The organism is bacterium (assembly GCA_024228115.1).
Classification (GTDB): Bacteria; Myxococcota_A; UBA9160; order UBA9160; family UBA6930.
This window is the reverse complement of the sequence record JAAETT010000192.1, coordinates 1-24,005: the sequence shown is the minus strand read 5'-3', so window position 1 is coordinate 24,005 and position 24,005 is coordinate 1. Positions and strand designations below refer to the sequence as shown.

Below are 24,005 nucleotides of genomic sequence, written 5' to 3'. Positions count from 1 at the left end.
GGCTAGCGAAGCTCCTCCAGGGAATCGGCGTGGCAGCCCGAACCATCGTCAGAACCCCCCAGACCCCAAAGGGTTCAAGCACTGGCTGGAGTGGCTCGATACGCCGGAGCGGCTGGTCGCTCGACGTCCAGCCGTCTGCTAGCGTCCGCCGCCCCGCGGGGCATCACTTTCTAGAAAACAGCCAGCGAGACCGTCATCCCATGAAGCAGATTCTCCAGAGTGCGCGATCCGGGGAGCTCGAACTCGTAGAGGTGCCCGAGCCCACGGTTCGCTCCGGCCAAGTGCGGATCCGGAACGCGTTCTCGGTCATGTCGCCGGGTACGGAAAAGTTGATGATGGATTTCGCCCGGAAATCCCTGCTTCAGAAGGCTCGCTCCCGCCCGGACCTCGTGAAGCAGGTCGTGCGCAAGATTCAGCACGAAGGACCTCAGGCGACCTATCGCACCGTGACGACCCGCTTGGACGCCCCTCAGCCTTTGGGTTACTCGACCGCCGGCGTCGTCGAAGCGGTCGGGCCCGGAGTGAGCGATTTCGAGATTGGTGATCGCGTGGCTTGCGCGGGCGCCGGATATGCAAACCACGCCGAGTGGATCGTGGTTCCCGAGAACCTGCTTGCGCGGGTGCCCGACGAAGTGCCGCTCGAGAAGGCGGCCTTTGCGACCCTCGGTGCAATCGCGATGCAGGGTGTTCGCGTGGCTCAGCCGGCCCTCGGCGAAATCGTCGCAGTGGTGGGGCTCGGGCTGATCGGACAGATCTGCACGCAGCTGCTGCGCGCGAACGGCTGCCGGGTGCTGGGTCTGGATCTTGATCCGGTTCGGATCGAGGAGACCAGACAACAGGGGGCGGAATGGGTGTACCGGGTCGGGGACTTGCCGGCGACCTGGAAGGATGCGGAGACCTTCGGGTACGGAGTCGACTTTGCGATGGTGACGGCAGGTGCCGCGACCGCGGCCCCGCTGCATATGGCTTCGGAGCTATGTCGACACAAGGGGCGCGTGGTCGTCGTCGGCATGATGCCTCTCGACCTCGAGCGCCGAACGGCGTATGACAAGGAGCTCGAGCTGCGCATGAGTACTTCTTACGGGCCAGGTCGCTATGACCGCAGCTACGAAGAGGTGGGCCTCGACTATCCGTTGCCCTACGTGCGTTGGACCGAGAACCGGAATCTTCAGTCCTTTCTCGCCCTGGCAGCCAGTGGAGCGATCGATCCCGGGATGCTGAATACCGAGCAGGTGCCGTTCTCGGAAGCGGCGAATGCCTACGAGGAACTGGCGTCCGGGGAGAGGCGGGGATTGGCCGTGGTGTTCCGCTACGACGCGCCCTCCGAGCGGCAGCGAACGCTGCGCCTCTCGTCGACAGCCAGGGCCACGAGTCGCGATTCCCTGGGCATATCCATGCTCGGAGCAGGGGCCTATGCGCGCGGTGTGTTGCTCCCGGCGCTGAGTTCGACCTCTGGCTTGCAGCGCGTGCAGATCGTGGCCGCGACCGGGCCCTCGGCGAGGCGAACCGCCGAGAAATTCGATTTCGAGGCCTGTGGCACGGATGTGGATGCAGTGCTCGAAGATTCGGATACGGATCTCGTCGTGATCGCGACCCGACACGATTCCCACGCCGATCTGGGTGCACGTGCGCTCAGGGCGGGCAAGGCCGTGTGGCTCGAAAAACCGGCAGGGCTCTCTCCGAGTGATGTGTGCGATCTGGTGGTTGCGAACGACGAGACGGATGGATTCCTGGTTCTTGGCTACAACCGGCGATTTTCCTCGCATGCGCGTCAGATCCGCTCAGCGTTCGAGGGCCGAAGTGGGCCCCTTGCAATTCGCTACATGGTTGCGGCTGGCCCTACACCGGTTGGAACCTGGATCGTAGATCGGGCCGAAGGCGGAGGGCGGATCATCGGAGAAGTCTGTCACTTCGTGGATCTGTGTGTCTTCCTGGTCGGAGATCTTCCGACAAGTGTGTACGCCCGAGCCCTTGGAAGGCAGCCGGATCAGGACGATTCGACGACGATCCTGCTTTCGTTTCCCGATGGCTCCACCGCAGTCATCGAGTACCTGGCCCATGCTTCCGCCGACCTTCCGAAGGAGCGCTTCGAGGTTTCGGGCGATGATCGCACTGCACGTTGCGAGAACTATCGCACCACTGAGATCAGCGGCCGGAAGCGCTACCGGACCCTGAACCAGGACAAGGGTCAAGAAACCGCGATTCGAGAAGTGGTGGCCGCGCTGCGGGCAGGCAAGCCTGCTCCTTTCTCTTCCGCGGAGATTGCAGGCGTTTCTGCCTGTACCTTTGCGATTCAGGAGTCGATTCGCACGGGCGAGGCGGTCACGCTGGACTCGATCCTGGAGAGTGCCGGGCCGGACACAGGCCCGACTGCTTCGTCCGACTGATTTCCTTCCCTCAGCGCATCGGGTCTGGGAGTTCTCGTAGGAGCGGGACGGTGCTGGCGACAAGGCAAGCGACCAGGATCATCTCGCTGCCGACCAACGCGCCGACTGCGCCTGCCACTCCCCAGATCGGGACGCAACCGAGTACCAGCACCAGGGTTGCGATCAGGCCTATGAAGATCGATCTGGCGCGGGCGGATTGGCGCCCCGATGCGGTCAGGACCAACCCCAGGGCGGCCGACAGGAAGCGGAACAAGACGTAGGCCGTAGCCGCCAGGAAGAGTGGCTCGAGAGTGGCGAACCCCTCGCCGTAGGCCACAACCAGCAACCAAGGGCCCAGGAACGCGAGTGCAGCCGATCCGAAAGCCCCGAGGCCGGCTGCTACACCCACGGCGGTCCCGGCCATCCTGCGGAAGTTCGCGGCTGCCGTCGTGAAGCTGCGCGCCAGGGCGGGGAGAAAGGAAGCAGCACCCGTCGAGGCAAAGGTACCGGCCACCAGGACGATGCGGGAGATCATCGCGTACTCGCCTACCTGATTTTGTGTCGCCACGAGAGAGAGCAGCGCTACATCGATCTGCCCGTAGGCCAGGTTCATGCTGGCGGTGGCCATGTAGGGCAGAGCCGAGCGGAGGGTGGGCAACGCGTCCGCAGGCATCCGCGGGCGCAGGTCGCGGCGGACGACGAAAGAGCTGAGTGCCAGGTTTGCTGCCGCACCGAGGATGCGCGCGACGCCGACCCAAAAAAGCGAGAAGCCCAGACCGATCGCTACGAGCGCCAGGAGCGTAGTCAGCAGCGATTGCAGCAACGCGCCGAGCGCCTCCCAGTGCATCGTTTCGCGGGATCGCAGCAGAGCCTCGTTCAGTTGGCCGAAGGATTGGAGAATGGCGGCCAGACCCATCAGCACGACCAGCTGTCGCAGCTCAGCCGGATACGGAAGCCACAGCCCGCCGGCGATGATGGCCAGCGCCGCGGGAACGAGCAGGATCAGCTTCAGCCCCAAGGACTCCCTGAACAGAGCCACTGCCTGTTCCGGATCTGCACTTGCATCCCGTACCAATCGCGGGCTCAGTCCGAGGTCGGATAGCAGCAAGAAGGCGAGGGCCACAGAGACTGCGGTGGCATAACCACCCACGCCTTCGCTGCCCAGAGAGCGGGCGAGGCCGGCCAGGAGGACGAAGTTGAGCAGTCGCGCAGCGACCTGGGCGCCCGTCAGGGCACCGAAGTTTCGAAGCGTGCGGTGGACGATGTCGCGGATGGTACGAGCCTCAACCGGAATGGACGATGATGGCTGCCCCGCACGCCCTCAGCGCAGATAGACGGCAGCAGCGATCAAGAGCAATCCACCGTACACGGTGATCAGGGTGACGACTCCGACCCCCGCTCGTAGACCACCCGCCATCAGGATGAAGAGTGCTGGAGAGAATGTCTCCCGGTAGCGATGCAAGTCGAAGTGGGTGAGCGCGAGGATCACGACGAAGATCGCAGGATAGACGAGGATGGGAAGGCGTTCGCGCAGGCGACCGCCCCGGAAGCAGGCGAATACGCCCGCCGCCAGGCCGGGCAACAAGAAGACGTAGGGTAGGTTCGTCCACGAAAACGCCATCCCTTCCCAGCGTCCCCAGAAACGGGGTGGGAACGGGAAGATCAGGACGAATAACGAGGCCAGCGGTAGCTTGTAGAGGCCAGCAATGGATTCGATTCGCGCGAATCGTGCCAGGCCGCCTCTGGTCGCGAGGTTCGCGCTGCTCTCGACCTTGGCTCCCAGGCGATCCACGCTCGCGCCGATCGAGATGTTCGAGTCCGGATCTGCCGTGAACAGCAGTGCGAGTACGATGCCTGCGATCGCGATGGAAAAGCCAAGCCCCTCGATCAAGGACCGGTGAGCGAGAAGGAAGCAGATTGCCATCGCTGCGGCGAAAGGCAGGATGAAGCTGCTCCGCAGGTAGTACATGACGATCAGGCCGCCCAATAGCCACCCCAGATCGCGGCCCCAGCCCGGTAGCGAGCGCAGGATCCGGAAGGCGTGGTACAGCAGGAACATCGCCATGAGCTGGACAACTGCGTCTTTCCGCTGGTCGAGAGCGACCAACGCCGAGTAGGGGAGAAAGGCGGCGAGGTAGCAGGCAAGCCTGGCGGTTTTTCGGTCGTCCCATACCAGCATGGCGATCTGGAAGACATAGAAGAGGGTCAACGCGGTGGCCGCCGCGTTCAGCATTCGCGGTGCCATCGGATTGGGCCCGAGCAGCCAGAACAACACCGCGCCGAGGTAGTTATATCCGGGGTCGTGGAATTTCCAGCCATGGCTGTCGTGGGGCAGGCCGAACTTCAGCTCCGTGGCCATTTCCGAAGCCGCGTCGTGGTACCCGATTCCGTCTTGGTAGGCGAAGCCCCCGTTTCCCCAGGTCATCAGGACCATGAAGTAGACGGGGACCAGCGCGGCTTTGAGGAGGAAGACCCCTACGCCGAGTCGCGACAGGAAGGCTGCATCCTCACCGCGCCGGAAGGCATAGAAGAGGATGACGATCAGTAGCCCGATCCCGGCAGCGGCGAGCGTGGTCCAGATGGAGATGTCGAAGGAGCCCATCAGTCGCTTCCAGCAGTTGTTCTTGTCGGAGTCGAGGCCGAGGCCTCGATCTGGCCGGTCCATCCGGGGTGAGGCTTGAACCGATGCACAGTACCCAACTGGTCGAGGGGGCCGCACGTCGTTTGCGTCTGGTCGGGGCTCGTCTCGTGCACTTCGACGTCTCCTGAGGAGCGAACCTCCGTGATACGGGGGCCCTTCATATCGGACATCGGTGCTTCGATCTTCGGAATCCTCCGTTCGTCGAAACCCATCAGGCGAAGCGCGGTGAGGTCTGCAGCGATCGGATCCGTGGCGGCAATGACCACGCCGAGCGGGACATCCTTTGGCGCCAGCGGTCCTCCCGCTTCTCCGGCGACGATACCATCGATCAAGCTCAGAGTTCTACGAACCGGGCCTCTTGCCTCGAGGTGCAGGCCATCCCGATCGCTGTATGCGACGCAGCGATTCAGATCGCAGCACATTCGCCAGGTCGTCCGGTTCCCATACCAATTCCCACTGCGCACGAAATCGTCCCCGCGCATCTGGCCTTCGAGTTTGCGAGCGGCTCGAATGGTCGACGTCCCGATTCCCCGGGCCAGGAGGGGTCGCGCGAATTCGACGGCCCGGCTTCGCAGGCGGTTGCTCCAGTTTCGTGTCGGATACTCATCGCCCCCTTGATCCGGGGAGCCTACAGAATGGTGAGGCAACCAATTCTTGTCGCCATTGATCCCGACGAGATTCTTGAGCGCCAGCGTGACGCCCGTCTTCTTGTGGGTCTTCAATTTCGGAAGATTCACGATCAGGTCCGCCGAAAGAACCGTCTCTGACAACAAGTAGGCGTGACGCCCATTTCGATGATGCTCGATGGTCGGTCCAGGATCGTAGTCCGCACCGCGGAAACGCTTGGCATCCATTCCGGCCTCGTTGAAGAAGCTCCGATGGCCCAGATCCACGGCACGGTACCCGGAAGGGTCGCCGGGAAGGGGACTCCTCTCGACGATGACTCCGTCCCGGAATCGGACCTGCTCCCGTCGAAGGTCGAGGACGGTGAGGCTTCGGCCGAGAACCTGGCTGAAGTGTTCTTCGAGTTCATCCATTCCGACGAGACGCCGGATTTCGCCGAAATCGCAATCCTGCTGGGGGGCTTCGGCGACGACTACCCTCCCCTCTGGGCCTGCCGCCAACGCGGCGTAGTCCGCAATCGCCCGCAGAACGGACCCGTGGGTGATGACGCTCTCGATGCTCCCGTCTTCTCCGTTCGGGTTCCAGTGCCGGATGAAATTTGGCTTCAGGACGATGGTCGCTCCGGATTCGGCGAGATCGCCGAGTGGGTTCCAACTGGGGCTGCCAAATCGCTCGGCATCTAGCCCCAATGCACGAAGCGCGCCTCTTACGGCGGAGTACACGGAGTTCGGCGTGGAGCCAGGCTGGACGTTCAGCGCCGATACCAACTCCGGAAATGCCGTGTCCGGATCGTAGGGTGCGGAGAGTCCGCGATAGGAGGGCAGGGTTCGCGCCAGGCCGACTCGGATCACGGCGAACTCACTGCGCCCGCCCAGCCGTCTGTCTCTTCGCGGCAGGCAGGCATCCTGCGGGCCAGGTCCTCACGCCGAGATTCACGCTCGACCCAGAGCCGGCCGGTCTCTTCTCTCTGGAACCAACCATTCGGGTAGCCCGGGAAGATCTCTCCAAGCGGATGCCTCGGTACACCGGTGATCACCGTGTGCCCACGGCCGTCCTCCACCCAGCCCCGCGCATGCTCGTGCACCCTGTTCGCCGGAGCGTTGACCTCCGGCGGGTAATAGTGGGAGAGGAAGAGGATGCGCACGATGGGGGCGGATTGTTGCCTGCCTAGAACAGCGCGTAGATGAAAGGCGCCACCGCAGAGCCCTGCGTCAGCACGATCAACGCCGAGAGCAACACCATGGTGACCAGGATCGGGCCAAGCCACCATTTCTTGCGTACGCGCATGAACTCCCAGAGTTCGCCGAGGATGGACATCATGATTGAATCTCCTGAAACGTGGGCACTCAGTCGAGCGCGTAGCGATCGCGCCAGTCGAAGTCTTCGACCAACTCCGGCTGATCCTCTTTCAGGAGGATCTGGTTGCCGAGCACGAGCACGTCCATTTGGGTTCGCATGAAACAGAGGTAGGCATCTTCGGGAGTGCATACGATCGGCTCACCGCGGACGTTGAACGAGGTATTGATGACCACGGGGCAGCCGGTTCGCTCGTCGAAGGCGTGGATCAGATCGTAGAATTCCGCGTGGCTTGCCCGCGTTACGGTCTGAAGCCTGGCTGAGCCGTCCACGTGGGTGATGGCCGGGGCGTTCACACCCTCCTTCACCTGGCAGACGAGCAGCATGTAGGGGCTCTCCCGGTCGATGTCGAACCACTGGTCGGCCTTCTCGGCCAGCACTGCGGGGGCGAAGGGCCGAAAGCTCTCGCGGAACTTGATCTTCAGGTTCACGCGCTTCCAATTCTCTTCGTTGCGTGCGTCGGCCAGGATCGACCGGGCGCCGAGCGAGCGCGGCCCCCACTCCATGCGGCCCTGGAACCAACCGATCACCTTCTGCTCGTCGAGATGTCGGGCCGTTTCGCGGATCATCTCGTCGCGCGAATGGATCTGATAGGGCGCCTCGCGCAGTTCGAGGTATTTCCGGATCTCCTCGTCCGAGTACCCGGGGCCCCAGTAGGCGTGATCCATGCGGAGCTTGCGGGGCCTGTCCATCACGCAGTGCTCGGCAAAGAGTGCCGCGCCGAGTGCGCCGCCGGCATCGCCAGCGGCGGGCTGCACCCAGAGGTTCTCGAACGGGCCTTCGCGAACGAGCCTTCCGTTGGCGACACAATTCAGTGCAACGCCCCCGGCCATGCACAGGTTCTTCATGCCCGTCTTCTCGTGCAGGTCGCGAGCGATCCGGAGCACCACCTCCTCGGTGACCTTCTGGACGCTGGCGGCCATATCCCAATGGAAATCCTGCATCTCGGATTCGCCTTCACGGCGCGGCTGACCAAAGAGCTTCTCGAAGCGCTTGTTCGTCATGGTGAGCCCGTAGTCGTAGGCGAAGTACTTCATGTTCAGCTTGAAGGAGCCGTCGTCGCGGAGATCGACGAGGTGTTCGAAGATCGTGTCGACGTACTTCGGCTCGCCATAGGGCGCCGCACCCATCACCTTGTACTCCGCGGAGTTCACCTTGAAGCCCAGGTAGTAGGTGAAGGCGCTGTAGAGCAGCCCCAACGAATGCGGAAAGCGCACTTCGTGAATCAGTTCGAATTTGTTGCCTCGGCCGATGCCCTGGGTGGTCGTCGCCCACTCGCCGACGCCGTCGATGGTGAGAATCGCGGCTTCTTCGAAGGGTGAGGGGAGGAAGGCCGAGGCCGCATGGCTCTGGTGGTGCTCGGCGAAGAGCAGTTCACCCTCGAACCCGAGTTCGACCTCGAGGGCCTTGCGGACGTTCAGCTTCTCTTTCAACCAGAGCGGGATGGCCTTGGCAAAGGACGGCAACGAGCGCGGAAAGGTCGCGAGGTAGGTCATCAGGATGCGCTCGAACTTCACGAACGGCTTGTCGTAGAAGACGAGCGTGTCGACGTCCGCCATGCGGATGCCCGCTTCCTCCAGGCAATACTGGATGGCAAGCTTCGGGATGCCGGCATCGTGACGTTTGCGGGTGAAGCGCTCCTCATGGGCAGCGGCCACGAGTTCGCCATCGCGCAGCAGGGCGGCCGCGCTGTCGTGGTAGTAGCAAGAGATGCCGAGAACGTTCATGACGGCTCCGCTCGAGTTCAGAACATGCGCCGGGCGCGTTCGAGATCCGGCGCCGCGACGGTATCCGCGGGGTTCCAGGCAGTGCCCGCTGCACGCAGGCCGCGCTTGCGCAACAGGTCGCGTCGCGTCACGCCCGCAACGATGGCCATCGGCCCAATCACGACGGTGTAGACCAGGAAGAGGATGACCAGCGTCTGGGCCTCGCCGAAGCGGGCAGCGACTTCGAGCCAGCCCAGGTAGAGCCGGCGGAAGAAGCCGGGCTGCTCCTCGGCGTCGGAATTCGGGGCCTCCATCAAGACCCCAGATCCGCGGCAAGCTGGTCGACGATTCGTCCGGCGGCCCCGCCATCCCAGAGGTCGGGAATACGCCCCTGTTTGGCGCTGCCGTCGAGGATCTTTCGTACTTCGGCGCGGATCGTATCCGGGTCGCGGCCTACGATCTGGTTCGTGCCTTGGGTGACGGTTACGGGCCGCTCCGTGTTCTCGCGCAGGGTCAGACACGGAACGCCCAGAACGGTGGTCTCTTCTTGTACGCCACCGGAATCGGTGAGGACGAAGTGGGCGTCTGCCATGAGGCGGAGGAAATCCAGGTAGCCGAGTGGATCGATCATCTGGATGGCCGGCGGCCGATCTCCGAGTTGGCGCTCCACCGCTGCACGGGTTCGCGGATGGATCGGAAACACGACGGGCAATTCCGCATGGATTTCCTCGAACACGCCGAAGAGCGCGGCCAGTTGCGCAGGATCATCCACGTTGCTCGGGCGGTGGAGCGTGAGCGCCGCATAGCCCCCTTCTTCGAGCCCCAGTCGGGTCAGCACGTCGCTGGCTCGTGCTTTCTCCCGATTCGCAAGCAGGGTGTCGATCATGACGTTGCCGACCAGGTGGATCCTCTCCTCGTCGACACCTTCCCGCAGCAGGTTCTCCCGGCCGGAAGGCTCGGTGACGAACAGCCAATCCGAGATCGAGTCGGTGAGGATGCGGTTGATCTCCTCGGGCATGGCCCGGTCGAAAGAACGAAGCCCGGCCTCCACGTGCGCAACCGGAACACCGAGCTTGGATGCGGCCAAGGTGGCTGCGAGGGTCGAGTTGACGTCGCCGACGACGACCAGGCCGGCGGGCTGTCGCTCGATGAGCACCGGCTCGACCTTTCGGAGCACGTCCGCCGTCATTTCTGCGTGGGAGCCCGAGCCGACGCCCAGGTTCAGATCCGGCTCCGCGATCCCCAGGTCGCGAAAGAAGCCTGAGGACATGGCCTCGTCGTAGTGCTGGCCCGTATGGATCAGAAAGACCCGGAATTCCGGGCGCTTCTCCAGCTCTCGCAGGATCGGGGCCACCTTCATGAAGTTAGGCCGCGCCCCGGCCACCACTACCAGCTCGTATGCGTCGTCGGTCATCGCCTCAGCCATGAAGTGAAGTCCCCCAGGGGAGCTTTCGCTTTTTGTTCAGGTTTTTGGGGTGAAATCGCGGCCGAACTGAAATCCACTTGATGCTCGCTGCGAAACGAGGGAAGATCCGTTCCTTCGGTACCCGAGATTTACCATCGAAGGAAGTAACTTTCTCACAGATCCTTCGGTCCGTCCCTTGGGTGGCCGAGAAGCCCCGAAAGGTAGCGATTTTGGTCCTGCTTTTGGATGAAGGCGCAACCTGTCTGCCTTCGCGGGACACATATGCACACCGACTCGCATCTGTACGGAGCCGGAGAAGATCCCGTTGACTGAAACTTTTCGCGTACTCGTGATCGATGACGATCCTGGCATCCGGGAATACCTGGATGCCTTGCTCGAACGCCACGGGTACGAGGTTTTCACGGTTGGGAGTGGGGAAGAAGCCCTGGAAAGCCTGGGCAAGACCCGGCCGGACCTCGTGACCCTCGATGTGGTGCTGGACGGAATGGACGGCATCGAAACCCTCCGCCGTTTGAAGAAGCGCCTGCCCGATGTGCCGGTCGTCATGCTCTCGGGACATGGCCATGCGCGCACGATCGTCGAGGCCATGCAGCTCGGGGCTTCGGATTTCCTGCGCAAGCCCTTTGAAGTGGAGGAACTGGAACTCGCCTTCCAGAAGGCCCTCGAACATCGGGCGTTGAAGCAGGAAGTCGAGGAGCTGCGGGGCCAGGCGGCCAAGCGCGGCACGGAAATGATTCTCTCCGACGACGATGACAAGATGCGCGCCGTACGCGATGTGATCGAGCAGGTCGCAGATACGGACATCACGGTGCTGATTCGCGGCGAGAGTGGGACGGGCAAGGAAGTGGTTGCCCGCAATCTGCACGAGCAATCCGATCGACGCGGGCGCCCCTTCGTCAAGGTGAATTGCGCCGCGCTGCCCTCGGAGTTGCTGGAGAGTGAGCTCTTCGGTTTCGAAAAGGGCGCCTTCACGGGCGCCCAGAAACGCAAGCTCGGCAAGTTCGAATACGCGAACCACGGCACGATCTTCCTGGACGAGATCGGAGAGATGAGCCCGGCGCTTCAAGCCAAACTTCTGCAAGTCCTGCAGGACGGGGAGTTCTCGAGGCTCGGTGGCGAGAGCGATGTCCAGGTGGATACCCGGATCCTGGCCGCGACCAACCGGAATCTCGAAGAGGCGGTGGCCGGCGGCGAGTTTCGTGAGGATCTCTACTACCGCCTGAACGTCGTCACCGTGCCGATGCCTCCGCTTCGGGAGCGGAAGGGCACCGTGCCGCTCCTCGTCGACCATTTCCTTCGCAAGTTCTCGGCCGAGTACAAGAAGGAGCCGCGATCCCTTTCCGCGGCGATGATGCAGCGCTTCACCGAGTATCACTGGCCCGGAAACGTCCGAGAGCTGGAAAACATGGTGCGCAGGATGATCGTCCTCGGGAGCGAGGACGCCGTCACCCAGGAAATGGCCCAGCGCGAGGTGCCCGAGGAATCGGGCGACACCGCATTCCTGGATCTCGAGGCCCTGGGCGTGGAGTTGGCCAACGGCAACGGGGTGGACTTGAAATCCATCGCCAAGACCGCCGCGCGGGCCGCGGAAAAGCGTGTGATTGCCAAGGTCCTGAACGAGACCCGTTGGAACCGCAAGGAAGCCGCGGAACGCTTACAAATCAGCTACAAGGCGCTGCTCTACAAGATGAAGGAGAGCGGCCTGGCCGAGGCCCGCTAGGCCGCCGCCTGCCCGAGGAAACCATGCATCGAATTCCCAAGCTTGCCCTTTCAGCCCTCGCTCTCGGGGCGCTGCTCGCCTGTGCAACGACCGACCGGCCGACCCCGCCGCCCGCAGAGGCGCCGGTTGTCCGGAGCGAGTACGTGATTGGCCTGGGAGACCAGCTGCAGATCACCGTGTGGCGGAACGAGGAACTCAGCGGGATCCGTCTGGTACGCACGGATGGAAAGATCTCCGTTCCGCTGGTGGATGACATCCAGGCCGAGGGTCTGACTCCCGAGCAGCTGAAGGCAGCCATCGCGGAGAAGCTCGAAGACTTCATTTCAGCTCCCGATGTCACGGTTGCGGTCGCCCAGGCAAACAGCAAGCAAGTCTACATTCTCGGGGAGGTACTCCAGTCAGGGCCCGTACCGGTTCTCCAAGATCTTCGCGTGACGGACGCCATCTCGTTGGCGCGTGGTTTCGGACCATTTGCCGATCGAAGCGACATCCGGATCGTTCGCCGGGAAGGACACGAAGAGATTGAGTACCTGTTCGACTACGACGCCTACGTGCGAGGCCGCGCGGCCGGAACCAACATTCTCCTGCAGCCGGGAGACACCGTGATCGTTCCGGACTGAACTGGCAAGGGGCGAATTCTTGCGCAGCACTTTCAATATGATCCTCGCCGGCGCCCTCGCGGCGATGCCGGGTCCGGTGTTGGCCGGCGAGGCTACCTTTGGGATCGACTCGTTTCTCGTTCGGGACAACAACGTCTTCCGGGTGAACAAGGACGCAGTCGCCGGCCAGGAGGGAGATTGGTCCGTGCGCGTCACTCCTCGGGTTCGGGTCGAGGAGCCCCGCGGCGATCTGACCTGGAGCTTCGAGTATGCCCCTGCCTACGAGTACTTCCTGGAGAACAACTCGCTGCGTGGTTGGGATCACGACCTTCAAAGCGAAGTGACCTGGCAGGCGACCAAACGGACCGGCGTCACGTTCTCGAATCATTTCCGGCGATACGGTCTCGAGTCGAGATTCAATGACACGACCGACGTGGCCGCGGGAGACGACCCGACCGGTTCGACGACCCAGAATCGGGAGCGCCTTCGCCGAAACCAGGTCAATCTATCGCTCTTTCACAACCTGACGCGCCGCAATCGGCTTACGCTGAACGCGGGCTATCAGACCTTCGATCGATCCGAAGAGAACGCGAGCGATCAGGTGACCTATTCGGCTTCAATTCAGCATTTCTACACCTGGCGCCCTTCGACTAGCATCGGGCCGAGCTTCTCCTGGACTCGTCAGGTCCAGAAGCCGGCGTTCTCCAACCGCACCGAGACCGATTTCTTGAACCTATCGCTCAGGGTTCTCCATCGGTTCGACCCGACCCTGGTTCTGGATGTTTCTGTCGGGCCTGCCATGGTGCTCTCGCAGGAACAAGAAACTGTGGCTGCCCCGTTGTTGGCAGGGGCGGTCCCGGGGTCCTCTCTTCTGGATATCCGAACCTGCCCAACCCTCGATGATGGGACACCCTTCTTCTCGAGCGAGTGCGAGAGCCTGAGCCTCTTCGACAACGAGACGATCCTTAGCGAGAACAACCTGGGCCTCCCCACGGGAGAGCAGCGACTCACCACAACCGTTCCCTTTGGTGGGGTCGTCTTCAACATCAACGAGGCGACTCTGATTCAACAGATTCGTCAGCAGACGACGATCTTGACCTCCGAGGATGTACTCGACACCGGCGGGTCCGAGCTGACCTACTTTGCAGATGTCTCGCTTCGAAAGACCTGGGAGAGCTGGGAACTGTCGTTCGGCTACCGCCGGAGTGACGACAGCTCGGCGTCCCGGTTCGGCATCACTTCGATTTCGGATCGCCTGTATGGAACGCTGAGCTGGCGGGCTTCACGGAAACTGAAACTCCGGCTCACGACGAGCTGGATCAACCGGCAGCAAGAGCAAGAAACCGTGAACTTCGTGACCGGGCTGACAAGTGGCTCCCCGATTCTCGATACGCGGGCGTGTCTCGGTGCCGGCACGGCCCCCGATTGCCCTTTCGTGGGACGATCGATCCTCTTTGACAACGTCGCAGTCGCGTCCTCGCTGCGAGCTCGCCTCTTCAAAAGCGATTTCGAATCCGAGCAGTTCCGCGTTCGTCTTGGAGCCCGCTATCGTCTGAAACGCCGAGTGGCCCTGGCAGGGTCGGTGACCTGGGTCTCAGACACATCGAAAGGTGACTTGACCACCAATCGGGACGTCGAGCGCTTGATTGCTCGCGCCGGCGTTGAATACGAGTTCGAGCCCTTCCGTTTCTAGGCCAGCCGAGAGTGGCGGGCCGCTGCGACTGCGGCTCGGAAAGTGAGGAATACATGGAAAGCGAACAGGGACTTCAGATCGGCGATCTCGTCGGCGTCCTCAAGCGCCGGATTCGCTTGGTCGTGGGTGTTGGCGCGGTCATCACGTCATTGGCCCTTCTCGTCGCCGCCTGGCTGCCCAACACCTACGAATCGAAGGCTGTCCTGCTGATCCAGCCACAGTCGATTTCTTCGAATCTGGTGGAATCGAACCTTCAAGAAACCGACCTGAATAGCCGCCTGCATCTCATTCAGATGCAGATCCTGAGCCGGTCCCGCCTCTCGCAGGTCGTCAGTGATCTGGACGTCTACCCGGAGATGTCAAAGACGATGCCTCGCGAGGAGATCATCGAAAAGATGCGCGAAGAGGTCAGCGTGGTTCCATTGCTCTCGGAGCTCGAAGCCGAGGCGGGGATTCGCAACCGCGACGTGCAGATTACGACGTTCCTCCTCAGTTTTCGGCATCGGCAGCGTCAGATGGCAAGCGATGTGGCGAACAAGCTCGCCCGGTCGTTCGTGGAAGAGCACATCAAGGATCGCACCCGTGAGTCCAGCGTGACATCGGAGTTCATTGAAGCCGAGCTGACGCGGCTCTCGGATCGCATTCGGCAAGTCGATGCGCAGATCGCAACAGTGAAGGGAGAAAGCACCGGAAGCCTCCCTGAAGACATCCAATCGAATCAACGCCTACACGAACGGTTGATCCAACAGCTTCGGCAGGCCCAACGTGATCTCACTCTCGCCGAGAGTGACGAGGCGTTCTATCGACAACAGGTAGCCGCGGGTGGAACCGACAACTACATGTTCACCGGGAACAGAATGACTCCGGAGCGTCGACTCGAGACGTTGAGGCTGGCGATTGGCGAGTATGAATCGCGCGGGTACACAGCGAAGCATCCGGACATGGTTCATACCCAGGCGGAGATCGCGGAGCTCGAGCTCCAGGCATCCGAGGTAGCGGAAGGCGAGAGCGAGACTCTCTCGATGGGGCAGCAGAATGCCAAAGCAGAGCAACAGCGGGCGGCGCTTCGGGCGGCATCCGCGCGTTCCGATCTGGCGACGTTGGGGGAGCAACTCGCGGCTATCGAAGACCGGCTATCCAAGACGCCCCAGGTACAGGCGCGACTCTCCAGCCTCGAGCGGGAGTACGAGCATCTATTCGGGAGCTTTCAGGAATACTCCGAGAAGCAGCTAGCGGCGAGTGTCGCTGCGGATATGGAGCGGCGACAACAAGGAGAGAGGTTCCGGCTCCTGGAGGAGGCTGTGCCCGCAGATGGGTTGGCCTCTCCCAACCGACCGGTGATCATCCTGGTCGGGCTCATCTTCGGAATGGGTCTCGGGCTTGCAGCCGCGTTGTTGGCGGAAGCCAACGATCGATCCTTTCATGACCCCGGTACGCTCCAGGAGCGCCTCGGGATTCCTGTCCTTGCGTCCGTTCCGGAAGTCATCTTGGCTTCCGACCGCGCGTTGGCGCGACGGCAACGATTCAGGACGGCGATCCTGGCATCGGTGGTTACCGGAACCGTTCTCGTCGTCTCCCTGGCTGGCAATTGGTATGTCAACGGGTTGCCAGGTGTCCTCCAAGATTTGAGGGGTGGGGGCGAAGAGACCGCCGCCCCGAGCCCCAGCGAGTAGAGAATCCATGTACCACGAGCACTACGGACTCGTCCGCAGCCCGTTCGAGATGACGCCCGATCCGGCGTTTCTCTACCTGGGTGAAGCGCACCGCGAGGGTCTTGCGACCCTGGTTTACGGCGTGCGCGCACGGAAGGGCTTCGTCCTGCTCACGGGCGAGGTCGGGACCGGCAAGACGACGCTACTTCATGCGCTTCTCGCCCAGCTCGATCGGGATACGCTCTCGGCCTTCATCTTCAACCCGAAGCTCCAGCCCCTCGATTTCTTCCGAATGATGTTCGACGAGTTCGGTATCGAGAAGGCGTGTACGACCAAGGCTGAGTATCTGCTTACGCTGAACCATTTTCTGATCGAACGGCTCAGCAAGAACCAGCCGACGCTCCTGATCGTCGACGAGGCGCAGGTGTTGTCGACGGAAATGCTCGAGGAAATCCGGCTCCTCTCGAACCTCGAGACGCCCACGTCGAAGCTCATCCAGATCATGCTGGTGGGGCAACCCGAACTCTGGGAAATGCTCTCGCGTCCGGATCTCCGTCAGCTTCGCCAGCGGATCGTGCTACGCCATCGGTTGCGCCCGTTCACGTTGCGTGAGTGCTCGGATTACGTCGAGGAGCGGCTGCGCCTCGCCGGATATACGGGCAAGGGAATCTTCGAGAAGGCGGCGCTTCGGGAGATCCATCGGGTCACGGGCGGCATACCGCGGCTGATCAACATTGTATGCGACGGGGCGTTGCTGGCAGGCTTTGGGCGAGATCTCCAGACGATAGGCGTGAGCGCGATTCGCGAAGTCGCCACGGATCTGGAACTCGATCCCGGACAAACTGCTGCTGCCGCAAATGACGAATCCACCCAGGCGCCTGCCAAGCGAAGTGGTCTCTTCGGTTGGCTACGCACGCGCCAGACAGGGGGACTGTAATGGGAAAGGTCTACGATGCTCTCCGACGTGCGGAGGAGCAACGCACTCGAAATGTGGGTGAGGTCGCCAGTGCGCCCGCTGTACCCATTCCCCACGAACCTTCTCCGAGCAACGCAGCGGCACCGGTGGCGGCGACTTCGCCGTCATCGCGGCCTGCCGTCGTTCAGCCTCCCGCTCGGCCGGGCCGCCTGGCACGCTGGTTCCAACGCTCCGCAGAGAGCGGCGAAGACTCCGCGGCTGATTTCAACAAGAGGCGTATCGCGCTTCTGCAGCCGGAATCCTTCGTGACGGAGCAGTTCCGGTCCCTGCGTGCGCGAATCGAGTCGATTGCGGCGACAAAGCCAATCCGCACGCTGGCCGTTACCAGCACCCGTGCTGGCGAGGGCAAGACGCTTTCGTCCTTGTCACTCGCGATCGTCAGTTCGATGAACCTGGAATCCAAGGTGCTGCTCGTCGATTGCGACCTTCGCCTTCCGGCGGTGCACAAATCCCTCGGTGTGAGGCCGGATGCTGGCCTGGCAGAGGTCCTGATGGGGCAAGCCTCTATCGAGGAGGCCGTCGTTCGCGTCGAAGGAACGGAGTTGGACGTACTTCCGGTTCGTTCCGTTCCCTCGAACCCCGCGGAACTCCTGGCTTCTGCCAAGATGAAGCAACTCATGGAGGACCTTGCCCAACGCTATGATCGGGTGATTCTGGATCTTCCATGCACGCTCGGGCTGCCCGATGTGAAGACGGTCAGTGAACTCTGCGATGGAGTCGTCTTTGTCGTGCGGGCGGATCGGACGCCCCAGGGAGAGGTGGCGGCTGCCATCGAGATTCTGGATCGCCGACGGATTCTCGGCGTCGTGTTGAACGGAGCCGAGGCAGGCGACTCCTACGGGCCTTACGTCCGCCCGACGGTCTGAGGCCGGTTGCCGAGTTCCCCCCCCTCCAAACGCCGAACGGACTGCTTGTAGTGAGCTGGGTGCCGATTGCATTTCTCGTGGCCGCGGGCTTCGCGGCCATTTCCACACCGTTGGTGTCGCGGCTTGCGCTCGCCTTCGGGGTCATCGATCGCCCGAGCGACCGGAAGGTGAACAAGCGGGCCAACATTCCGCTGCTCGGTGGTGTCGCCGTCGCCATGGGTTTGTTCGCCGGGCTCTCGGCGGTGCTATTCCTGCATCCCAGCGCGGAGGACGTGGCGCCGCGTATCGAAGGTCTCCTTGCGGGGGGCCTCCTCATCCTTGCGCTTGGCATCGTTGACGATTGCTGGGGCCTCGGCGCCTGGCCCAAGCTGATCGTGCAGATCGCGGCGGCCGCGATTGCCTTCCAGATGGGCTATCGCATCGATCATGTTTCGAACCCGGTCACCCACTACGTGATCGAGTTCCCCGTCTGGCTCTCCTGGCTCGTGACGACCGGCTGGATCGTCATCGTGACCAACTCGGTCAACCTGATCGACGGCCTCGATGGACTCTGCACCGGGGTCGCTGCGATCATCGCCACCACCCTGACGATCATCGCCTGGCAGGGCGGCCATGTCCCCGGGATCGCACTCGGAGTCGTCTTGCTGGGTGCGCTGTTGGGATTCCTCCCCTACAACTTCCCCCCCGCGCGGATGTTCCTGGGCGATACCGGCGCACTCTTCATCGGCTACAGCCTCTCGATCCTGGCCCTGGAGGGATACGGGAGGGTGACCGTGCTGACGTTCCTCGTGCCGCTCCTGGCCCTGGCCGTGCCGCTACTGGATACCGGCCTCTCGATCGTTCGGCGCATTCGCCATCGGAGCCACATCATGCAAGCCGACAAGATGCACTTGCACCACCGCCTGCTGAACGAGCATTCCGGCTCCCAGCGCCAGGCGGTGCTGTCGATCTACTTTCTCACCGCCTGCTTCTGCTTGATCGCCGTTTCGTTTACACGGCTCGAGGGTTACGCGGTAGTCGTCTTCCTCGCCGTCATTCTGCTGCTCACCTTCCGCATCATCCGGAATCTGGGCATCCTGGGCAGCGAAGCTCCGGAGGACGATCCGGGCCCGACGGCCGACGCCGCCGAGAACAGCCGATGACCGTCGGTCGTGCGCTGATCACCGGGATCACCGGTCAGGATGGCTCCTATCTGGCGGAGCTCCTGCTGGAGAAGGGCTACGAGGTGCACGGGGTGGTGCGCCGATCCAGCACCGAGAACTTCGAGCGCATCGCGCATCTGCGGGACAAGGTGACGTTGCATCAGGCCGATCTGCTCGACCAGGTTTCGCTGGTGTCGATCGTTCGCGACGTAAACCCGGGCGAGCTCTACAACCTGGCCGCTCAATCTTTCGTTCCGACCTCGTGGGTCCAGCCGACCCTGACCGGCGAGTTCACGGCACTCGGCGTGACGCGGGTTCTGGAGGCGGTGCGGCTGGTGGATCCGAGCATCCGCTTCTACCAGGCTTCCAGCTCGGAGATGTACGGCAAGGTCCTGGAGACGCCGCAGAACGAGGCCACACCGTTCTATCCCAGAAGCCCCTACGGGGTTGCGAAGGTCTACGGCCACTTCATCACAGTGAACTACCGCGAGAGCTACGACATGTTCGCGGTCTCGGGCATCCTGTTCAATCACGAGTCGCCCCGGCGCGGTCGAGAGTTCGTGACGCGCAAGATCAGTGAGTATGTGGCGCGGATCAAGCTGGGTCTCGAGGATGAGTTGCCGCTCGGCAACATGGACGCCAAACGCGATTGGGGTTTTGCCCCGGAATACGTCGAGGCGATGTGGCGAATGCTGCAGCAGGAGACCGCGGCTGACTATGTGATTGGAACGGGCGAACACCATACACCCCAGGACTTCGTGGACGCGGCGTTTTCCCACGTTGGCCTCGACCCTGCGGATTTTGTGCGCATCGACCCCGCCTTTCTTCGCCCTGCCGAGGTCGAGACCCTGCTTGCGGATCCGACGAAAGCACGCGAGGAACTCGGCTGGAGCGCCAAGACGCCCTTCGAGGAGCTCGTTCGGGTGATGGTCGAATCGGATCTGGAGGCCCAGGAGGCACTCACCGATCGCCGCCGCGGTGGGCCAGGCACCCGATGAGGCGCGCGCTGGTTACGGGTGGGGCCGGTTTCATCGGCAGCCATCTCGCGGAACGGCTTCTCGCCGAGGACTTCGAGGTCCGCATCCTCGACGATTTCTCGAGTGGACGCCATGAGAACCTGCTGGCGATCCGGGATGCCGTGGAGCTGCTGGAGGGCGACTTGCGCGATACCGCGCTGCTCGCCCGTGCTGTCGATGGCGTCGAAGTGGTCTTCCACGAGGCGGCGGTTCCCTCGGTTCCCAGCAGCGTGGCCGAGCCGGAACGCACCAACGACGTCAACGTGACGGGCACGCTCTCCCTGTTGGAGAACGCACGCAAGGCGGGCGTCCGCCGGGTGGTGTTCGCCGCGTCCTCGGCGGCGTACGGCGATGCCGCCGTTCTGCCCAACGTGGAGACCCTGCCTCCGCAGCCTCTCTCGCCCTACGCGCTCCAGAAAGTGACGGGGGAGCAGTACTGCAAGCTCTTCACGGAGCTCTACGGCCTGGAGACCGTCGCGCTCCGTTACTTCAACGTCTACGGCCCCCGGCAGAATCCGGCGAGCGACTACGCAGCAGTCATTCCCAAGTTCGTGAGCGCGAGCCTCGGGGGGCGCGCCGCCCAGATCTACGGCGATGGTGAACAGACGCGGGATTTCATCTACGTGGCTGATGTAGCACGAGCGAACTTGTTGGCTGCCGATTCCGAGGCCGCCATCGGCAAGGTGATGAACATTGCTGGCGGTGGGCGCATCAGCTTGAACCAGCTGCTCGAACACATCCGGGAACTATGCGGTGGCGGCCTTCCGCCTGTCGTTCATCCGGCGCGGCAGGGAGACATCCGGAATAGCCAGGCGGATGTCGGGCTTGCCCGTGAGCTGCTCGGCTTCGAAGTCCAGACACCCATCGAGACTGGCTTGGGACATACCATCGACCACTTCCGTAAGGTCGACGCCGAAGGGGAACTGAAATGAATGTTTGCGTGATCGGGACCGGTTACGTGGGTCTGGTGACGGGCGCATGCTTCGCGGAGTTCGGTGTGAAGGTGACCTGCGCCGACAAGGACGAGAACAAGATCGAGATGCTCGAGCGGGGCGAGATTCCCATCTACGAGCCTGGCCTCGATGACCTCGTCGAGCGCAATGTGCGTGAGGGCCGCCTGTCGTTTACGACGGATACCGCCAGCGCGATCCGCTCGTCCCTGGTGATCTTCATCGCGGTGGGAACGCCCCCGCGCGAGGATGGCAGCACCGATCTCAGCTACGTGGATGGCGTGGCCCGAGAGATCGGGAAGGCGATGAACGGCTACAAGCTGGTCGTGACCAAGAGCACCGTGCCGGTCGGTACCTCCTATCGGGTGCGTGACCTGATTCAGGCGGAGATCGACGGGGCGGGAGGCGAGGTCGATTTCTCGGTGGCTTCCAACCCGGAGTTCCTCCGCGAGGGCGCTGCGATCCGCGATTTCATGGGCCCGGATCGGATCGTGATCGGCGCGGACGACGAGGCCGCAATGGCGATCATGAAAGATCTCTACCGGCCGCTCTTCTTGAACGAAACACCCTTCGTCATGACGAACATCGCGACGGCCGAGCTGACGAAATATGCCGCCAATGCGTTCCTCGCCACGAAGGTCTCGTTCATCAACGAGTTCGCAAATCTCTGCGAGGAGATTGGCGGGGATATCCAGGGCCTGGCCCGGGGCATCGGCCTCGATGGGCGGATCGGAAAGAAGTTCCTGCACGCAGGCCCCGGGTTCGGTGGCTCGTGCTTCCCGAAGGACACCCGCTCGGCGGCCTTCTTCGCGAGGGAGAAAGGCCAGAACCTCGAGGTCGTGGAAGCGGTGATCCGCGCGAACGATCGCCAGCGCGAGCGCATGGTGGAGAAGATTCGCGTGGCCGTGGGTGGGGATCTCTCGGGCAAGACGATCGGCATGCTCGGTCTCTCCTTCAAGCCGGAGACCGACGACATGCGCGACGCACCGGCGATCGAGATCGCCAACGGCCTGGCCGCTGGAGGCGCTGTGGTTCGTGCCTTCGATCCCGTGGCGATGCGCGAGGCGGCGAAGGTGCTGCCCGACCTGACGTATTGCAAGGATGCCTACGAGGCATGCGAGGATGCCGACGTCGTCGTGATCGTGACCGAGTGGAACCAGTTCCGGATGCTTGATCTCGGGCGCGTGCGTCAAAAGCTCCGGCGCCCGGTGGTCGTGGATCTGCGTAACGTCTACGAACCGAAGCCGATGCAAGAGGCCGGCTTCGAGTATCACAGCGTCGGACGATGAGCCGCGCACAGGGGGAGGTCCACGCCGTCGTTCTGGCAGGCGGGGCCGGGACGCGTTTCTGGCCGCTTTCTCGCAAGACCTGGCCGAAGCCGCTGCTGAAGGTCGGCAGCGAGCGCACGCTGCTCGAAGAAACCCTGGCCCGGGCTTCCCGCTATGCAGACCGAACCTGGCTGATCTGTGGCAGGGATCATGCCCTGCCGATGCGGAAGGCTGCCGGTCTTCCATCCAGCCAGGTCATGGTCGAGCCGCAGATGCGCAATACCGCCGCCGCCATTGCCTGGGCGGCCCACCGGATCACGCGTTCGTCGCCGGACGCCGTGATGACCGTGCTGTCGGCCGACCACCGCATCCCCGATGGGCGGGCCTTTGCCGCCGCGATGAAACGGGCCGCTCGCGCCGCCGCCCGAGAGGAGGTGTTGGTGACCCTGGGCGTGAGGCCGACACGCCCCGAAACCGGCTACGGCTACATCCGCCTCGGTCGGGAAGTGGGCCCGGCGCACAAGGGTCTGCACCGGGTCGCCAGGTTCGTTGAGAAGCCGGATCTTCGTCGGGCCCGGCGCTGGCTCGCCGGAGGCCAGCATCTCTGGAATGCCGGGATCTTCGCCTGGCGTGCCCGTGTCTTCCTCGAGGAGCTCGAGGCCACGGCTCCGGCCATCGCCCGAGCGCTGGCTCCCCTCGGGACGTCTCCGCTGCGGGGTTCAGCGGCGGCTCGGGCCGTCGAGCGGGCCTACCGCCGGGTTCCGCCCGAGCCGGTGGACAAGGCCGTGCTGGAACGCAGCGGCAGGGTCTGGTGTCTTCCCGTTGGCTTCCGCTGGAGTGATGTCGGCACTTGGCAGTCCCTCGCCGAAGAAGTGGGCGTTGACAAGAATGTGACGAAGGTCATAGATGGAGAGGCGTATCTTTGCGATTCGAAAGGGAATCTTGTACGCGCGGGGGATCGTCCGGTGGTCCTGCTGGGAGTTTCTGGCCTCGCAGTGATCGACGCCGGGGATGCCCTGCTCGTGGCGGATCTCGAGCGCAGTAGCGACGTTCGGAAAGTAGCTTCGCTGTTGAGCGAGGCGGGCCGGAGCGATCTCCTCTAGCGAGGCCGTTCGACCGAGAGGATCAGATAGATGTCGAATCCGAATACTCCCAGCCCGCTCCCCCAAGGGACGCTCGAAACCCTCCGGTCGATTCCGTTGTTCTCCCACGTTGCCGATGGAGACTTGGAGCAGATCGCCTCCCACTTGATCGAGCGCCGCTACCCGCGGAATACGACGATCGTCGAAGAGGGCCTCCCCGGGGATTACATGTACATCCTGCGCGAGGGCAGGGTGAAGGTGACCAAGCTCTCCGAGGATGGCCGTGAGAAGATTCTCGATTTCCTCGACGCCGGCTCGTTCGTCGGAGAAATGGCTCTATTGGAGCGGGCCCCACGCTCGGCGTCGGTGAAAACCCTGACCCCCGTACGCGTGCTCGCGCTCTCGCGAGGCGATTTCATGGGCCTGATCCGAAAGAGCTCGGACCTCGCCCTGGCGGTCATCCAGGAGCTTTCCCGCCGGCTCCGCACCGTCAACGATCAGGCGAGTGCGCTCTCCTTCCAGCGGGTCAAGGACCGCACGAAGGGCCTGCTGGAGCGCCTGGCAAAGGATCCCCACGGCGACGGCTCACGCCTCAGTACGCCGACCCTCACCCACCAGCAGATTGCCGACATGATCGGCACCTCCCGGGAGACCGTGACCCGCGTGGTCAAGGAGCTGAAGAGCAACGGCTGGCTCGAGCAGGAAGGCAAGCGCTACCTCGTCCCGCCCAGCTGAGAGAAGACAACCGGCGGGGCCGGAATTAAGTCAACCGGCGGGGACGGGGGGGATGTCCCGTCCGCTGTTGATCTTCTCTGAGCGGCGGCTCCGGTTTGAATCCTAGGCGACGCGCTTTGCAGTCGCCTCTTCGCTGGTTTCGGACACGGTGAGAGCTCGGACGAGCTTCTCGATGTCGCGCCACCCT

General features: G+C 63.1%; 20 protein-coding genes. 13 read left to right on the top strand and 7 right to left on the bottom strand.

The features are described from left to right. The first annotated feature begins 200 nt into the window (after positions 1-200). Positions 201-2,387 carry a Gfo/Idh/MocA family oxidoreductase gene (locus tag GY937_09465; GenBank protein ID MCP5056936.1) on the top strand — a complete coding sequence of 729 codons (2,187 nt, stop codon included), beginning with the start codon at positions 201-203 and terminating at the stop codon, positions 2,385-2,387. Positions 2,388-2,397: 10 nt separating this feature from the next. Here the strand turns inward: GY937_09465 and GY937_09460 are convergent, their stop codons facing one another. The 7 genes from GY937_09460 to wecB form a co-directional block, all read right to left on the bottom strand. Next, on the bottom strand, positions 2,398-3,516 hold the full coding sequence (locus GY937_09460) for an oligosaccharide flippase family protein (GenBank protein MCP5056935.1): 1,119 nt from the start codon (positions 3,514-3,516) through the stop codon (positions 2,398-2,400). Positions 3,517-3,687: 171 nt separating this feature from the next. Then, entirely contained in the window at positions 3,688-5,031 is a 1,344-nt protein-coding gene (locus GY937_09455) for a hypothetical protein (protein ID MCP5056934.1), read from the bottom strand. Beyond that, complete coding sequence (locus GY937_09450) at positions 4,968-6,482, bottom strand: DUF362 domain-containing protein (GenBank protein MCP5056933.1); 1,515 nt, start codon at positions 6,480-6,482, stop codon at positions 4,968-4,970. Before GY937_09450 ends, GY937_09455 begins: the two co-directional genes overlap by 64 nt. Next, the gene (locus tag GY937_09445; GenBank protein ID MCP5056932.1) at positions 6,479-6,775 is read right to left on the bottom strand and encodes a glycosyltransferase family 4 protein; all 297 of its coding nucleotides are present in this window, start codon (positions 6,773-6,775) and stop codon (positions 6,479-6,481) included. The genes GY937_09450 and GY937_09445 overlap by 4 nt, the downstream gene beginning before the upstream one ends. A 202-nt stretch (positions 6,776-6,977) precedes the next feature. Further along, entirely contained in the window at positions 6,978-8,714 is a 1,737-nt protein-coding gene (locus GY937_09440; protein ID MCP5056931.1) for a carbamoyltransferase, read from the bottom strand. A gap of 17 nt (positions 8,715-8,731) precedes the next feature. After that, complete coding sequence (locus GY937_09435) at positions 8,732-9,007, bottom strand: hypothetical protein (protein ID MCP5056930.1); 276 nt, start codon at positions 9,005-9,007, stop codon at positions 8,732-8,734. Then, positions 9,007-10,107, bottom strand: a complete 1,101-nt coding sequence (gene wecB, locus GY937_09430) for a UDP-N-acetylglucosamine 2-epimerase (non-hydrolyzing) (GenBank protein ID MCP5056929.1) — start codon at positions 10,105-10,107, stop codon at positions 9,007-9,009. The genes GY937_09435 and wecB overlap by 1 nt, the downstream gene beginning before the upstream one ends. 310 nt (positions 10,108-10,417) lie before the next feature. Between wecB and GY937_09425 the strand changes: the two genes are divergently transcribed. From GY937_09425 to GY937_09370, 12 genes are read left to right on the top strand one after another with little or no spacing between them, the layout of a single operon-like run. After that, complete coding sequence (locus GY937_09425; protein MCP5056928.1) at positions 10,418-11,839, top strand: sigma-54-dependent Fis family transcriptional regulator; 1,422 nt, start codon at positions 10,418-10,420, stop codon at positions 11,837-11,839. A gap of 23 nt (positions 11,840-11,862) precedes the next feature. Further along, positions 11,863-12,459, top strand: a complete 597-nt coding sequence (locus GY937_09420; GenBank protein ID MCP5056927.1) for a polysaccharide export protein — start codon at positions 11,863-11,865, stop codon at positions 12,457-12,459. A gap of 37 nt (positions 12,460-12,496) precedes the next feature. Next, entirely contained in the window at positions 12,497-14,131 is a 1,635-nt protein-coding gene (locus GY937_09415; GenBank protein MCP5056926.1) for a hypothetical protein, read from the top strand. Between the two features lie 53 nt (positions 14,132-14,184). Next, a complete protein-coding gene (locus GY937_09410; GenBank protein MCP5056925.1) occupies positions 14,185-15,804 on the top strand; it encodes a hypothetical protein in 1,620 nt (539 codons plus the stop codon). Between the two features lie 7 nt (positions 15,805-15,811). Next, positions 15,812-16,720, top strand: a complete 909-nt coding sequence (locus GY937_09405; protein MCP5056924.1) for an AAA family ATPase — start codon at positions 15,812-15,814, stop codon at positions 16,718-16,720. Further along, on the top strand, positions 16,720-17,625 hold the full coding sequence (locus GY937_09400; protein ID MCP5056923.1) for a CpsD/CapB family tyrosine-protein kinase: 906 nt from the start codon (positions 16,720-16,722) through the stop codon (positions 17,623-17,625). The genes GY937_09405 and GY937_09400 overlap by 1 nt, the downstream gene beginning before the upstream one ends. 59 nt (positions 17,626-17,684) lie before the next feature. Then, positions 17,685-18,767, top strand: coding sequence for an undecaprenyl/decaprenyl-phosphate alpha-N-acetylglucosaminyl 1-phosphate transferase (locus tag GY937_09395; GenBank protein MCP5056922.1), 1,083 nt, complete (start codon positions 17,685-17,687; stop codon positions 18,765-18,767). After that, a complete protein-coding gene (gene gmd, locus GY937_09390; protein ID MCP5056921.1) occupies positions 18,764-19,765 on the top strand; it encodes a GDP-mannose 4,6-dehydratase in 1,002 nt (333 codons plus the stop codon). Before GY937_09395 ends, gmd begins: the two co-directional genes overlap by 4 nt. Beyond that, complete coding sequence (locus tag GY937_09385; protein MCP5056920.1) at positions 19,762-20,715, top strand: SDR family oxidoreductase; 954 nt, start codon at positions 19,762-19,764, stop codon at positions 20,713-20,715. Before gmd ends, GY937_09385 begins: the two co-directional genes overlap by 4 nt. Beyond that, positions 20,712-22,022 carry a UDP-glucose/GDP-mannose dehydrogenase family protein gene (locus tag GY937_09380; GenBank protein ID MCP5056919.1) on the top strand — a complete coding sequence of 437 codons (1,311 nt, stop codon included), beginning with the start codon at positions 20,712-20,714 and terminating at the stop codon, positions 22,020-22,022. Before GY937_09385 ends, GY937_09380 begins: the two co-directional genes overlap by 4 nt. After that, positions 22,019-23,104, top strand: coding sequence for an NTP transferase domain-containing protein (locus GY937_09375; GenBank protein ID MCP5056918.1), 1,086 nt, complete (start codon positions 22,019-22,021; stop codon positions 23,102-23,104). Before GY937_09380 ends, GY937_09375 begins: the two co-directional genes overlap by 4 nt. A 30-nt stretch (positions 23,105-23,134) precedes the next feature. Continuing rightward, positions 23,135-23,818: a Crp/Fnr family transcriptional regulator gene (locus GY937_09370; protein MCP5056917.1), complete on the top strand. Its 684-nt coding sequence runs from the start codon at positions 23,135-23,137 to the stop codon at positions 23,816-23,818. Positions 23,819-24,005: the final 187 nt, after the last annotated feature.